This window comes from Bradyrhizobium sp. CCBAU 51765 (genome assembly GCF_015291725.1).
GTDB classification, from domain to species: Bacteria; Pseudomonadota; Alphaproteobacteria; order Rhizobiales; family Xanthobacteraceae; genus Bradyrhizobium; species Bradyrhizobium liaoningense.
Genome location: NZ_CP030038.1, coordinates 3,184,046 through 3,197,097, shown reverse-complemented (window position 1 = coordinate 3,197,097; position 13,052 = coordinate 3,184,046). Strand labels below are relative to the sequence as shown.

The 13,052-nt window shown below is 65.6% G+C and carries 12 protein-coding genes; 7 read left to right on the top strand and 5 right to left on the bottom strand.

Annotated features, from left to right (window positions below; genetic code table 11):
* Positions 1-7 precede the first annotated feature (7 nt).
* The 6 genes from XH96_RS15235 (at position 8) to XH96_RS15210 (ending at position 8,129) form a co-directional block, all read left to right on the top strand.
* Positions 8-895 (top strand): ABC transporter permease, encoded by an 888-nt coding sequence (locus XH96_RS15235; protein ID WP_194393205.1) that lies wholly within the window; start codon positions 8-10, stop codon positions 893-895.
* Positions 895-2,544 (top strand): ABC transporter ATP-binding protein, encoded by a 1,650-nt coding sequence (locus XH96_RS15230; protein ID WP_194393204.1) that lies wholly within the window; start codon positions 895-897, stop codon positions 2,542-2,544. The genes XH96_RS15235 and XH96_RS15230 overlap by 1 nt, the downstream gene beginning before the upstream one ends.
* 296 nt (positions 2,545-2,840) lie before the next feature.
* On the top strand, positions 2,841-4,346 hold the full coding sequence (locus XH96_RS15225; RefSeq protein WP_194393203.1) for a M81 family metallopeptidase: 1,506 nt from the start codon (positions 2,841-2,843) through the stop codon (positions 4,344-4,346).
* A gap of 13 nt (positions 4,347-4,359) precedes the next feature.
* Positions 4,360-5,532 (top strand): M20 aminoacylase family protein, encoded by a 1,173-nt coding sequence (locus XH96_RS15220; RefSeq protein WP_028177321.1) that lies wholly within the window; start codon positions 4,360-4,362, stop codon positions 5,530-5,532.
* Positions 5,525-6,946 carry an amidase gene (locus XH96_RS15215; RefSeq protein WP_194393202.1) on the top strand — a complete coding sequence of 474 codons (1,422 nt, stop codon included), beginning with the start codon at positions 5,525-5,527 and terminating at the stop codon, positions 6,944-6,946. Before XH96_RS15220 ends, XH96_RS15215 begins: the two co-directional genes overlap by 8 nt.
* A gap of 292 nt (positions 6,947-7,238) precedes the next feature.
* On the top strand, positions 7,239-8,129 hold the full coding sequence (locus tag XH96_RS15210; protein ID WP_194393201.1) for a crotonase/enoyl-CoA hydratase family protein: 891 nt from the start codon (positions 7,239-7,241) through the stop codon (positions 8,127-8,129).
* 104 nt (positions 8,130-8,233) lie between these two features.
* Here XH96_RS15210 and XH96_RS15205 read toward each other — a convergent pair whose 3' ends face one another.
* The 3 genes from XH96_RS15205 to XH96_RS15195 all read right to left on the bottom strand — a co-directional run bounded on the left by XH96_RS15205 (position 8,234) and on the right by XH96_RS15195 (position 10,658).
* Complete coding sequence (locus XH96_RS15205) at positions 8,234-9,211, bottom strand: NADPH:quinone oxidoreductase family protein (protein WP_194393200.1); 978 nt, start codon at positions 9,209-9,211, stop codon at positions 8,234-8,236.
* Complete coding sequence (locus tag XH96_RS15200; RefSeq protein ID WP_194393199.1) at positions 9,211-9,819, bottom strand: 2-hydroxychromene-2-carboxylate isomerase; 609 nt, start codon at positions 9,817-9,819, stop codon at positions 9,211-9,213. The genes XH96_RS15205 and XH96_RS15200 overlap by 1 nt, the downstream gene beginning before the upstream one ends.
* Positions 9,820-9,956: 137 nt before the next feature.
* Positions 9,957-10,658, bottom strand: a complete 702-nt coding sequence (locus XH96_RS15195) for a glutathione S-transferase N-terminal domain-containing protein (RefSeq protein ID WP_194393198.1) — start codon at positions 10,656-10,658, stop codon at positions 9,957-9,959.
* Positions 10,659-10,791: 133 nt separating this feature from the next.
* On the opposite strand from XH96_RS15195, the gene XH96_RS15190 reads away from it, so the two are divergent.
* Entirely contained in the window at positions 10,792-11,814 is a 1,023-nt protein-coding gene (locus XH96_RS15190; protein ID WP_194393197.1) for a methionine synthase, read from the top strand.
* 25 nt (positions 11,815-11,839) lie between these two features.
* Here XH96_RS15190 and XH96_RS15185 read toward each other — a convergent pair whose 3' ends face one another.
* Together XH96_RS15185 and gpt are read right to left on the bottom strand one after the other, a co-directional pair.
* Complete coding sequence (locus tag XH96_RS15185) at positions 11,840-12,502, bottom strand: hypothetical protein (protein ID WP_194393196.1); 663 nt, start codon at positions 12,500-12,502, stop codon at positions 11,840-11,842.
* A gap of 24 nt (positions 12,503-12,526) precedes the next feature.
* Positions 12,527-13,051, bottom strand: a complete 525-nt coding sequence (gene gpt / locus XH96_RS15180; protein ID WP_194393195.1) for a xanthine phosphoribosyltransferase — start codon at positions 13,049-13,051, stop codon at positions 12,527-12,529.
* Position 13,052: the final 1 nt, after the last annotated feature.

Here is a 13,052-nt window from a genome sequence, read left to right as displayed (position 1 = left end):
AATACAAATGTCAGTCGATACCCTTCCCCAGTCGTCCATTCCGGTCACGTCGCCGCTGCGGCCGCGCTTCGGATTCCTCACCTCGACGCCCATCATTGCGACCGCGACGGTCCTGCTCACGCTGGTCGTGGTGGTCTCGATCCTGGCGCCGCTGATCGCGCCGCATGATCCGATCCAGCTCGCGCCGTCGCAGCGGCTCAAGCCCTCCTCGGCACAGTTCCTGCTCGGCACCGACGCCTACGGCCGCGACCTGCTGTCGCGCGTGATCTATGGCGGCCGCATCTCGCTTCTGATCGGCATCGGCTCGGCGATCCTGTCGATCGCCATCGGGCTCGCGATCGGCCTCGTCTCCGGCTTCTTCAAGCTGGTCGATTCCGTCCTGATGCGCGTCATGGACGGCCTGATGGCGATGCCGAGCATCCTGCTCGCGATCGCCGTTGTGTCGCTGTCCGGCGCCAGCCTCTGGACCGTGCTGATCGCGATCACCATTCCCGAGATTCCGCGGGTGGCGCGCCTGGTGCGTTCTGTCGTGCTGTCGGCGCGCGAGGAGCCTTACGTCGAGGCTGCGATCTCGGTCGGCTCCAGCCTGCCGAAGATCATGTGGCGCCACCTGATGCCGAACACGATCGCGCCGCTGATCGTCCAGGGCACCTATGTCTGCGCGAGCGCCATTCTGACCGAGGCCATCCTCTCCTTCCTCGGCGCCGGCATCTCGCCGGAGACGCCGACCTGGGGCAACATCATGGCCGAGGGCCGCCAGTATTTCCAGATCAAGCCGTCGCTGATCTTCTGGCCGGGCCTCTTGCTCTCGATCGCCATCCTCAGCATCAACCTGATCGGCGACGCCGCCCGCGACGCACTCGATCCGCGCATGAAGCAGCGGGAAGGCAAGTGATGACCAACACCATCCTCGACATCAACAACCTCGTCGTTTCCATCGGCAAGAAGCCGAAGGGCGTGAACATCATCGACGGCATCTCGATCCAGGTGCGCGAGCGCGAGACGCTGTGCCTCGTCGGCGAAAGCGGCTCGGGCAAGTCGGTGACGTCGCTCACCACGATGGGCCTCTTGCCGAAGGGCACGCTGGTTCCCACCGGCGGCAGCATCAAGCTGGTCGGCGAGGAGCTGCTCACCGCGACCGACCGCCGCCTGCGCCAGCTTCGCGCGACGAAGATGGCCATGATCTTCCAGGAGCCGATGACCGCGCTCAATCCGGTGGTGCCGGTCGGCCGCCAGATCGACGAGGTCCTGCGCGCGCATACCGATCTCGACGGAAAAGCGCGGAGGAAGCGTATCCTCGACATGATGGAGCAGGTCCACCTGCCCCAGGTCGAGCGCATCTTCGCGTCCTATCCGCACCGCCTGTCCGGCGGCCAGCGCCAGCGCATCATGATCGCGATGGCGCTGGTGCTGGAGCCGAAGCTCCTCATTGCCGACGAGCCGACCACCGCGCTCGACGTCACCACGCAGAAGCAGATCCTGACGCTGATCCGCGAGCTGCAGCGCGATCACGGCACCGCCGTGCTGTTCATCACGCACGACATGGGGGTGGTCGCCGAGATCGCCGACCGCGTCGCGGTGATGCGGCAGGGCCGCCTGGTCGAGACCGGCCCCCTCGACACCGTGCTGCGCAATCCGACCATGGAATACACCCGCAACCTGCTCGCCTCGGTGCCGAGCCTGGTGCCGCGAGCGCCGCGCGAGGACAGCCGCGAGCCCGTGGTGCTGGAAGCCAACGAGCTCAGCAAGGTCTACAAGGAGCGCGCCTTCTTCGGCAAAGGCCGCGAGGTCGTCGCCGCCGACAAGGTCACGCTGACGCTGCGCAAGGGCCGCACCCTCGGCATCGTCGGCGAAAGCGGCTCGGGCAAGTCGACGGTGGCGCGCTGCATCGTCCGCCTGATCGATCCGACCTCCGGGGGCGTGCGCCTCGCCGGCCGCGAGATCGCCGACATCTCGCGCCGCCTGCTCCAGCCGCACCGGCAGAAGATCCAGATCGTGTTCCAGGATCCCTACCGCTCGCTGAACCCGCGCGTGACCGTTGGCGACAGCATCGCGGAAGGCCCGATCAACTACGGCGTCTCCCAGGCCAATGCGATGAAGCGGGCACGCGAGCTGCTCGAGCTCGTCGGCCTGCCGGCAGATGCGGTGTCGCGCTATCCGCACCAGTTCTCCGGTGGCCAGCGCCAACGCATCGCCATCGCCCGTGCGCTTGCGCTCGATCCGGACGTGCTGGTCGCGGACGAGGCGGTCTCCGCGCTCGACGTCTCCGTGCAGGCACAGGTGCTGGAACTGCTCGACGAGATCCAGAAGCGGCTCGGCATCGCCATCCTGTTCATCACCCACGATTTGCGCGTCGCTGCGCAAATCTGCGACGAGGTCGTGGTGATGCAGCATGGCCGCGTCGTCGAACAGGGTCCCGCCGCCGAAGTGCTGACGTATCCGAAGGAAGCCTATACCAGGGCTTTGCTGGAGGCCGCGCCGGGCCGAGGCTGGGATTTTGCGAACTTCCGGCCGGTGGCCGAGGGTGTGGGAGCCACCGTGTAGCAACACTCACGGTGTCGTCCCTGCGAACGCAGGGACCCATACCGCGGAATCTATCGTTCGCGTGCGGCGTTAATCCGAACGACCAGCATTCACCAAACTCTTTCCTGGGGTTATGGGTCCCTGCGTTCGCAGGGACGACATGGAGAGCTTGGATGCACCGCTACTCACGACACGCACCGTATCCGCAGCAATCCCAAAACAGCTTGAGGCCATGCACGGCGCGATGGCCTCTCACCTTGCTCTCTCCTCAGAGCCAAGGCTAACGTCGCGCACTTTCCAACGCTGGACTTGAATTGATGACACGTATCGCCATCGGCGGCTTCCTGCACGAGACCAACACCTTCGCTCCGACCAAGGCGACATTCGCGGACTTCCAGCATGGCGGCGGCTGGCCGGCGATGACGGAAGGCGCCGGCGTGCTGAAGGTGATGCGGCGCATCAATGTCGGCCTTGCCGGCTTCGTCGACAGCGCTGAAGCCAGCGGCTGGGAACTGGTTCCGACGATTGCCTGCGGGGCGAGCCCCTCGGCCCATGTCACCAAGGACGCCTTCGAACGCATCGTGAAGGTGATCGTCGACGGCATCGCAGCCGCCGGGCCGATCGATGCGGTCTATCTCGACCTGCACGGCGCCATGGTGACCGAGCATCTCGACGACGGCGAAGGCGAGATCCTGGCGCGCGTGCGCCGCGTCATCGGCAAGGATGTTCCGCTCGTCACCAGCCTCGATCTTCATGCCAACGTCACGCCCGAGATGATCGAGCATGCCGACGCGCTGATCGCCTACCGCACCTATCCGCATGTCGACATGGCCGAGACCGGCCGCGCCTGCGCGAGACATCTGGCGCTGCTGCTGCAGACGAAGCAGCGCTTCGCAAAGGCGTTCCGGCAATTGCCGTTCCTGATCCCGATCAGCTGGCAATGTACCAACGACCAACCGACCAGAGGCATCTACGAGAAGCTCGCTGCGCTGGAGGGCGATTCGGTTCCGACACTCTCTTTCGCGCCCGGCTTCCCGGCCGCGGATTTCCGCGATTGCGGGCCGAGCGTATTCGCCTACGGCAAGACGCAAGCGGACGCCGACCGCGCGGCCGATGCGATCGTCAAGCTGATCGAGAGCCACGAGGACGATTTCGACGGCAAGATCTGGTCGCCTGACGATGGCGTGCGCCATGCCATGGAACTTTCGAGGAATGCGAGCAAGCCGATCATCATCGCGGACACCCAGGACAATCCCGGCGCCGGCGGCGATTCCGACACGACGGGCATGCTGCGCGCACTGGTGCGCAACAAGGCGAGCGCCGCCACCGGCGCGATCTACGATCCGGACTCGGCCAGGGCCGCGCATGCGGCCGGCGTCGGCGCCAGCGTGACGCTCTCGCTCGGCGGCAAGTCCGGCATCCCCGGCGATGAGCCCTATCGCGAGACCTTCGTGGTCGAAAAGCTCTCCGACGGCCGCTTCATCGCGCCCGGCCCCTATTACGGCGGCCGCGAGATGGAGATGGGTCCCTCCGCCTGCCTGCGCATCGGCGACGTCCGCGTGGTTGTTTCCTCGCACAAGGCGCAGCTCGCCGACCAGGCGATGTACCGCTATGTCGGAATCGAGCCGACCGCGCAGAAGATCCTGGTCAACAAGAGCTCGGTCCACTTCCGCGCCGATTTCGAGCCGATCGCGGAGAAGCTGATGATCTGCGCCGCCCCCGGCGCAATGCCGGCCGACACCGCTTCCCTGCCCTGGACGCGGCTGCGGCCGGGCATCCGCATCAAACCGAACGGCCCTGTTTTCGATCCTCCCTCACGCTAACTGGACAGGACACATGCCCACGATCGACCGCATCGACGGCTACGCCGACGAACTCACCGCTATCAGGCGCGACCTCCACGCCCATCCCGAGATCGGCTTCGAGGAAGTGCGCACCTCCGGCATCGTCGCCGACAAGCTGAAGAGCTGGGGCATCGAGGTGCATCGCGGCCTCGGCGGCACCGGCGTGATCGGCGTCATCAAGGGCAAGGGTTCGAGCGGCAAGCGCATCGGCCTGCGCGCCGACATGGACGCGCTGCCGATGGAGGAGAACACCAATCTGAAATGGAGCTCGAAGATCCCCGGCCGCTTCCACGGCTGCGGCCATGATGGCCACACCACCATGCTGCTCGGCACCGCGCGCTACCTCGCCGAGACAAGGAACTTCGACGGCACCGTGCACCTGATCTTCCAGCCGGCCGAGGAAGGCCTCGGCGGCGCCCGCGCCATGATCAAGGACGGCCTGTTCGAGAAGTTTCCCTGCGACGAGCTCTACGGCCTGCACAACGCGCCCGACCTCAACCACGGTGAGATCGCGATCCTGCCCGGCCCCGCGATGGCCAGCGCCGACTTCTTCGACCTCCGCATCACCGGCTACGGCGCGCATGGCGCGATGCCCGAACGCTCCAAGGACGCGGTGATCATCGCGACCACGCTGGCGCAGGCGATCCAGACCATCGTCAGCCGCAACGTCGAGCCGCTGCAGGCCGCGGTGATCTCGATCACCCAGATTCACGCCGGTTCCGCCTACAACGTCATTCCCGGCGACGCGCATCTTTGCGGCACCATCCGCACCTTCTCGAAAGAAGTCCGCACCCTGATCGCCGAGCGCATCCGCACGATCTGCGCCGGCATCGCGAGCGCCTATAGCTGCGTGATCGACGTCGACATCCGCGACACCTTCGACGTGCTGGTCAACCAGGTCGAGCAGTCCAAGGTGGTCGAGGAGGTCGCGCGCACCATCGTCGATCCCGCCAACGTGATCACCCGCACCCAGCCGAAGATGGGCAGCGAGGATTTCGCCGACATGCTGCAGACCATTCCCGGCGCCTATTTCTGGGTCGGCCATGACGGCTCGGTGCCCGTGCACAATCCCGGCTTCGTGCTCGACGACAAGATCCTGCCGATCGGCGCCAGCATGTTCGCCCGCATCATCGAGACGCGCATGCCGGTGGGAGCCCATGCATAAGAAGAGCGTCGAAGAGGCGGTCACCTCGCTGCACGATCTGTCCGCGGTCGATCTGATCGCGGGCTATCGCGCCAAGCAGTTCTCGCCGAGCGAGGTGCTGGAGGACGTGCTCGCGCATGTCGCCGCGTGGGAACCGCATCTGAAGGCACTCTATGCGTTCGATCCCGACGCCGCGCGCGAGGCCGCAAAGGCCTCGACTGCGCGCTGGACCGGCGGCGAGCCGTCCGGCGCGCTCGACGGCGTGCCCGTCACGGTGAAGGACAACATCGCGACCAAGGGCGTGCCGGTGCCGCTGGGCGCGGCCAGTGTCAAGCTCGTGCCGGCCGAGAAGGACGCCCCGCCCGCCGCGCGGCTGCGCGAGGCCGGCGCGGTCATCTTCGCCAAGACTACCATGCCGGATTACGGCATGCTGTCCTCCGGTCTCTCCAGCTTCCATGCGCTGGCGCGTAACCCCTGGGACCTCTCCAAGAATCCCGGCGGCTCCAGCGCGGGCGCAGGCGCGGCGGCAGCGGCCGGCTATGGTCCCTTGCATCTCGGCACCGATATCGGCGGCTCGGTGCGGCTGCCCGCCGGCTGGTGCGGCCTGGTCGGCCTGAAGCCGAGCTTCGGCCGCGTGCCGATCGATCCCACCTATGTCGGCCGCGTTGCCGGCCCGATGACGCGCACGGTCGACGACTGCGCGCTGATGATGAGCGTGATCGCAAAACCCGACCGGCGCGACGGCATGAGCCTGCCGGCCGAACCGCTCAACTGGAAAGGGCTGGAGAAGTCGCCGCGAAAACTGCGCATCGGCCTGATGCTCGATCCCGGCTGCGGCCTGCCGCTGGAGAAGCCGGTGCGCGAGGTCGCGGTAAAGGCGGCGAAGGCGTTCGAATCCGCGGGCGCGGTCGTGACCCAGGTCGACGGCATCCTCACGCGCGAGATGCTCGACGGCCTCGACAATTTCTGGCGCGCGCGGATGTGGGACGATCTGTCTAAACTGGCGCCGGCCGAGCAGGCCAAGGTGCTGCCTTATATCTTCAAGTGGGGCGAGTCCGGCGCCAGGCTCTCCGGCGTCGACGTGATCCGCGGCTTCAACCAGACGATGGCGATCCGCGCGGCGGCGTCAAAGCTGTTCTGCGAGCTCGACTATGTGATCTCGCCGACCGCGCCCAACGTCAACTATCCGGCCGACTGGGCCTCGCCGACCAACGATCCCATGAAGCCGTTCGAGCACATCGCCTATACCGTGCCGTGGAATATGTCGGAGAACCCCGCGATCTCCGTCAACGGCGGCTTCGACGCCAAGGGGTTTCCGATCGGCGTGCAAATCGTCGGCCGGCGCTTCGACGACATCGGCGTGCTCGGCATGGCCAAGGCGTTCGAGGGCCTGCGTGGCCCGCAGCGGCCCTGGCCCGAGCCGCCGGCACATTAGCAACGTTGGATCATTCCAGGGCGTACCCTTTGGGCACAAGCCCGAATGACTTGCTTGAAAGAGTATGCCGAGCTTATTGCTTCACCCTCCCCTGGAGGGGGAGGGTCGGCTCACGTGGAGCGCAGCGACATGTGAGACGGGGTGGGGTGACAGTCTCTCCGCGGACGCTGTGCCCGCGTGGAGAGATCACCCCACCCCGCTCGCGCTTCGCGCGATCGACCCTCCCCCTCCAGGGGAGGGTCAGAGCCTCTGCCGCTCACACAACGAAAAGAAACAAAGGAAGGAAACCACCATGGCGTATGAGACGATCAAATACGAGGTCGCCGAGCAGATCCTCACCATCACGCTGAACCGGCCCGACAAGCTCAACGCGTTCAACGCACAGATGCAAGCAGAGCTGATCGACGCGTTCGACGCCGCCGACAAGGACGACAACGTCCGCGCCATCATCGTCACCGGCGCCGGCCGCGGTTTTTGCGCGGGCGCGGATCTGTCGTCCGGTGCCGACACGTTCGACCGCGATGCGCGGCGCGGGCCAGTGAGGCGTCTCGCCGACGGCAAGGTCGATTACAGCGATCCGCAGGTGCGCGACGGCGGCGGCCAGGTGACCTTGCGCATCTTCAAGTGCCTCAAGCCGGTCATCGCCGCGGTGAACGGGCCCGCGGTCGGCATCGGCGTCACCATGCAACTCGCGATGGACATTCGCATTGCCTCGGACGCTGCACGTTTCGGCTTCGTGTTCTCCCAGCGCGGCATCGTGCCGGAAGCCGCATCGAGCTGGTTCCTGCCGCGCATCGTCGGCATCTCGCAGGCGCTGGAATGGTGCTATTCCGGCCGCGTCTTCCCGGCGCAGGAGGCGCTTGCGGGCCGTCTCGTCAGCAAGGTCGTGGCGCCGGATGATCTCCTGCCGACCGCCCGCGCGCTTGCCAAGGAGTTTGCCGCGAAGACGGCGCCGGTCTCGGTCGCGCTGATCCGCCAGATGATGTGGCGCATGATGGGCGCGGACGATCCGATGGAGGCGCACAAGGTCGACAGCCGCGGCATCTACGCCCGCGGCCGCTCCGACGACGTCAAGGAAGGCGTGGTGTCGTTCCTGGAAAAGCGGCCGGCGCAGTTCAAGAACAAGGTCTCGACCGACATGCCGGATTACTTCCCGTGGTGGACGGAGCGGGAGTACAAGTGACGCCCTCGTAGGGTGGGCAAGGCGAAGCGTGCCCACGCATTTTTTTCAAAGAAGAGAGATGGTGGGCACGGCGCAAGAGCGCCTTTGCCCACCCTACAACACCGTCACTCCATCACCAGCGCTACCCGTCCGATCGCCTTGCGGTCGATCAACAGCCGCATCGCCTTCGCATAGTCCTCCAGCGGCAGGCGATGCGAGACGTTGGGGCGCAGCTTGCCCTCCTCCGCCCATTGCAGCAGCGCCTTGAGGCGCGCTTCGCCGAGCGCGGGATTTTTCCGCACGGCTTCGCCGGCACGCACGCCGAGCACGCTGGCGCCCTTAATCAACAATAGATTTGTCTTGGCCGAGCCGATGCCGCCGGTGAAGCCGATCACGAGGAGCCGCGCGCCCCAGGCGATGCAGCGCATGGAATCTTCAAAGACCTGGCCGCCGACCGGATCAAACACGACGTCCGCGCCGCGGCCGTCGGTGATCCGCTTGACCGCGTCGCGAAACGGCTCACGGTCATAGCGCACGAGATGATCGGCGCCGCGCGATTTCGCAATCGCAAGCTTCTCGTCGCTCGAGGCCGTCGCGATCACGATCGCGCCCAGCATCTTGCCGATCTCGACGGCGGCAAGACCGACACCGCCGCCGGCACCATGCACCAGCAGCACCTCACCCGGCCCGACCCGGCCGCGGTCGATCAGCGCGTGATAGGCCGTGCCGTGGCCGGCGAGATAGGTCGCGGCCTCGGCGTAGTCAAAGGTGGACGGCATCGGCGTGAGCTGCGAGGGCGTCACCACCGCTTCATCCGTGAAGGCTCCGTGGCGCATCTTCACGATGACCTTGTCGCCGACGGCAACGCCGCTTGCCTCCGATCCCACCTCGCTGACGTCGCCTGCAGCTTCCATGCCCGGCGTGAACGGCAGCTCCGGCTTGAGCTGGTATTCGCCGGCGGCCATCAGCACGTCGGGAAAGTTCAGCCCGGCGGCGCGGATCGCAACGCGCACCTCGCCCGGCTTCAGCGCACGGGACGGAAATTCTTCCAGCCGCAACGTCTCGGGCGCACCGAGCGCGCTGCACACGACAGCACGTACCATCAGGCCGCGCTCGCCTTGCTGCGCTGAAGCGCTTCGCGGATCAGCGGCAGGCGGTCGTTGCCGAAGTACATGTCGGTCTTGTTCACGAAGATCGTCGGCGAGCCGAAGCCGCCCCGGGCGACGACCTCCTCGGTATTGGCCTTGAGCTGGTCCTTGATGCCCTGCTCGGCAATACCAGCGAAGAACTTCTGCTCCTCGATGCCGACTTTCCTGCAGATCTCGGCGAGCACCGCATCCTGCGAAATATCCTTGTCCTCGCCCCAATAGGCCTCGAACACGGCGGTTGCGAACGGCACCATGTCCTTGCCGAGCCAGATGCAGCCGCGCATTGCCTTGACACTGTTCACGGGGAACACGGTCGGCGGCATCTTGATCGCAAGGCCCGCCGAGCGCGCCCAGTCCTGAAGGTCCTTCTTCATGTAGCGCGCCTTCAGCGGCACCGGTTTTTCGCGCTGAGCGTAGACGCTCGGATTGACCGTGTTGAAGATGCCGCCGACCAGGATTGGCCGCCAGACGATCTCGGCGCCCAGCTCCTTGGCCAGCGGCTGGATGTTGTGGAAGGCGAGATAGGTCCAGGGGCTGGAACAGTCGAAGAAGAATTCGATCATAGGGGGTTCCTTGTTTGTTTGTCCCGTTCTCTCCACCGTCATTGCGAGGAGCGAAGCGACAAAGCAATCCAGAATCCCTCCGTGCAAAGATCCTGGATTGCTTCGCTTCGCTCGCAATGACGCGGAGCGAGCGGAGCTCATCTCTTTCCCAAAACTTCCTTAGCCCGCTGGCCAAACATGATCTTGCGTGATTCCTCGTCGAACGGCTCTTTCGCGAACTTGCCGATCGCGAGCCCGGCCTGCACCTGCGGTCTGGCGCGGACCTCGGCATACCAGCGTTTCACGTTCGGATAGTCGTCGAGCGTGAAGCCCTGCGCCTTGTGGGTCATGGTCCAGGGGAAGCAGGCGATGTCGGCGATGGAATAATCGCCGGCGACATAAGCCCCGGTCTTCTCCAGCTGCCGGTCGAGCACGCCGTAGAGCCGCGCGGCCTCGTCGCGATAGCGTTCGATCGCATAGGGGATCTTCTCCGCCGCGTAGAGCGCAAAATGTCCATGCTGGCCGAGCATCGGGCCGAGCCCAGCCATCTGCCACATCACCCATTGGATCGTGGTCGAACGCCCGCGCAAGTCCGTCGGCAAGAACCGGCCGGTCTTTTCCGCGAGATAGATCAGGATGGCGCCGGTCTCGAAGGCGGAGAACGGAGGACCGCCGTCGGCAGGATCGTGATCGACGATGGCCGGGATACGGTTATTCGGGGAAATCGCGAGAAAGTCAGGGTTGAACTGCTCGCCGGCGCGGATGTTCACGGGCTTCACCGTATAGGGCAGCCCGAGTTCCTCCAGCATGATCGAGATTTTCCAGCCGTTCGGCGTCGGCGCGTAATAGAGATCGATCACGACCCTTCCCCTGGCCTTTTCTTTGGCCTTCCCTGTCATCGCCGTCGGACTAGAGAGCGACTTTTGTTGTTCTGTACCTCGACGTTAAGTCATGGCAGGAAGAGGCGCAACACAACCTGCCGGGAGGGCCGCCATGCTGTTTCCAACCACGATCGCCGGCTCCTTGCCGAAGCCGGAATGGCTGGCCGAGCCCAACATGCTCTGGGCGCCCTGGAAGGCGCAAGGCGACGAGCTTCTCCGGGCCAAGCGCGATGCGACCCTGATCTGGCTGAAGATCCAGGAGGACGCCGGCATCGACCTCGTCACCGAGGGCGAGCAGGCACGGCAGCATTTCGTCCACGGTTTCCTGGAGAAGATCGAGGGCATCGATTTCGCCCACAAGGTCGAGATGGGCATCCGCAAGGACCGCTACAAGGCGATGGTGCCGCAGGTGGTCGCGCCGCTCCGCCTGAAGGATCGCGTCCACGCCTTCGAGGCGCGCGTGGCGCGCACACATACCAGGAAGAAGTTGAAGTTCACCCTGCCCGGCCCAATGACCATCATCGACACCATTGCGGATCGCTACTATGGCGACCGCGTGAAGATGGCCTTTGCCTTCGCCGAGCTGCTCAACGAGGAGGCCAAGGCCTTGCAGGCCGACGGCGTCGATCTCGTGCAGTTCGACGAGCCCGCCTTCAACGTCTACATGGACGAGGTCAACGATTGGGGCATCAAGGCGCTGGAGCGCGCCGCGCAGGGCCTGACCTGCGCAACCGCCGTTCACATCTGCTACGGCTACGGCATCAAGGCCAACACCGACTGGAAGGAGACGCTGGGCAGCCAATGGCGGCAGTACGAGCAGATCTTCCCGGCAATCGACGCCAGCCCGATCCAGCAGGTTGCGATCGAGTGCCGCAACTCGAAGGTGCCGCTCGACCTGCTCGCGCTGCTGAAGAACAAGATCGTGCAGGCCGGCGTGATCGACGTCGCTAGCGACACGGTGGAGACGGCCGAGGACGTCGTGAAGGTGATCGACGCGGTGTCGCAATTCGTGCCGAAGAGCAACATCATCGCCACCACCAATTGCGGCATGGCGCCGATGCGGCGGGAGATCGCCGAAGCCAAGCTGATGGCGCTCGGCGCCGGCGCCGCACTGGCGCGCGAGAAGCTGGGGTGATCACGACGCCGTGGTCGGCCTCGCTCTAGCCCAAAGCAGTTGGATGCACCACTGGCCGATAGCCGGCGATGATCGCGCGCAACGTCGAGGGGGGCGTCAGTAACTCCAGGTTCTCAAGCGGACGCTCGCTGGCGGCATAGCCCGCCGGCGACCATAGCAGTGCCTTTCCGTGCATCAGCAGAAAGCTGTCTTCGCCCTGCTGTACCATCGCGCCCTCAGGCAAGTCTGGCAGCGGCATCGGAAGCGGGTGCAACCGCTTCTTGCCTTGATCGAGCCGCTCCCGATGCAGGGCGGCGTCGATCGCCTTCGCGCTGACATCGCTCACACCATTGCCCGCTTCCCACGCGGCGCGGAATCGTCTGGCATCGTCCCGGCGGCAGAAGAAGCAGGGACGATGACCCGCGGCAAAGGCGGTGGCCTCGTCGAGGAAGAACAGCTCGGTCCAGCTGCGCCGCGCCATCACCGGCCGCCGCCAGCCGCGGAACTCGCATAGACACGTGATCCAGGCCGGCGACGACCAGCGCCTCTTCAGCAGCGTCTTCGTCGCGGGATCGTGGATGATGCCGCGATTGCCGGTGAAGAGGCCGCGATATGGGGTGGCGATGATATCGCCGGCGGGCGTGACGCGGTTTTGCAGGGGGCGAGTAGCGAATGGCGAATTGCGAACTGGGGATTCATTGCTCGCCATTCGCCACTCGCCATTCGCACTCGGTTACGCCGCCCCGTCGCGTAGCGGCGGGTGGTAGGACAACGCGGTGTCCCAGGGGAAGAATATCCAGGTGTCCTGCGACACTTCCGTGATGAATGTGTCGACCAGCGGGCGTCCCATCGGCTTGGCGTAGACGGTGGCGAAATGCGCATCCGGCAGCATCTCGCGCACCAGCTTGCCGGTCTTGCCGGTGTCGACGAGGTCGTCGACGATCAGGAGTCCCTTGCCGGTGCCGCCGCCGAGCTTCATGGCCGCGTCCGAAATGCCCTTGAGGACCTGGAGCTCGCCCTGCTTGTCATGATCGTAGCTGGCGATACAGACCGTGTCGATCACGCGCACCCCTAACTCGCGCGCCACGATCGCGGCGGGCACCAGGCCGCCGCGGGTGATCGCGATCACGGCGTGGAACGGACCGACCTCGTTGAGCCGCCAGGTCAGCGCCCGGCAGTCCCGGTGGAACTGGTCCCACGAGACCGGAAAGGCCCTGCCCGCGCGCTCCTGCGCGCTCAGTTCCGGTGCTTCACCCATC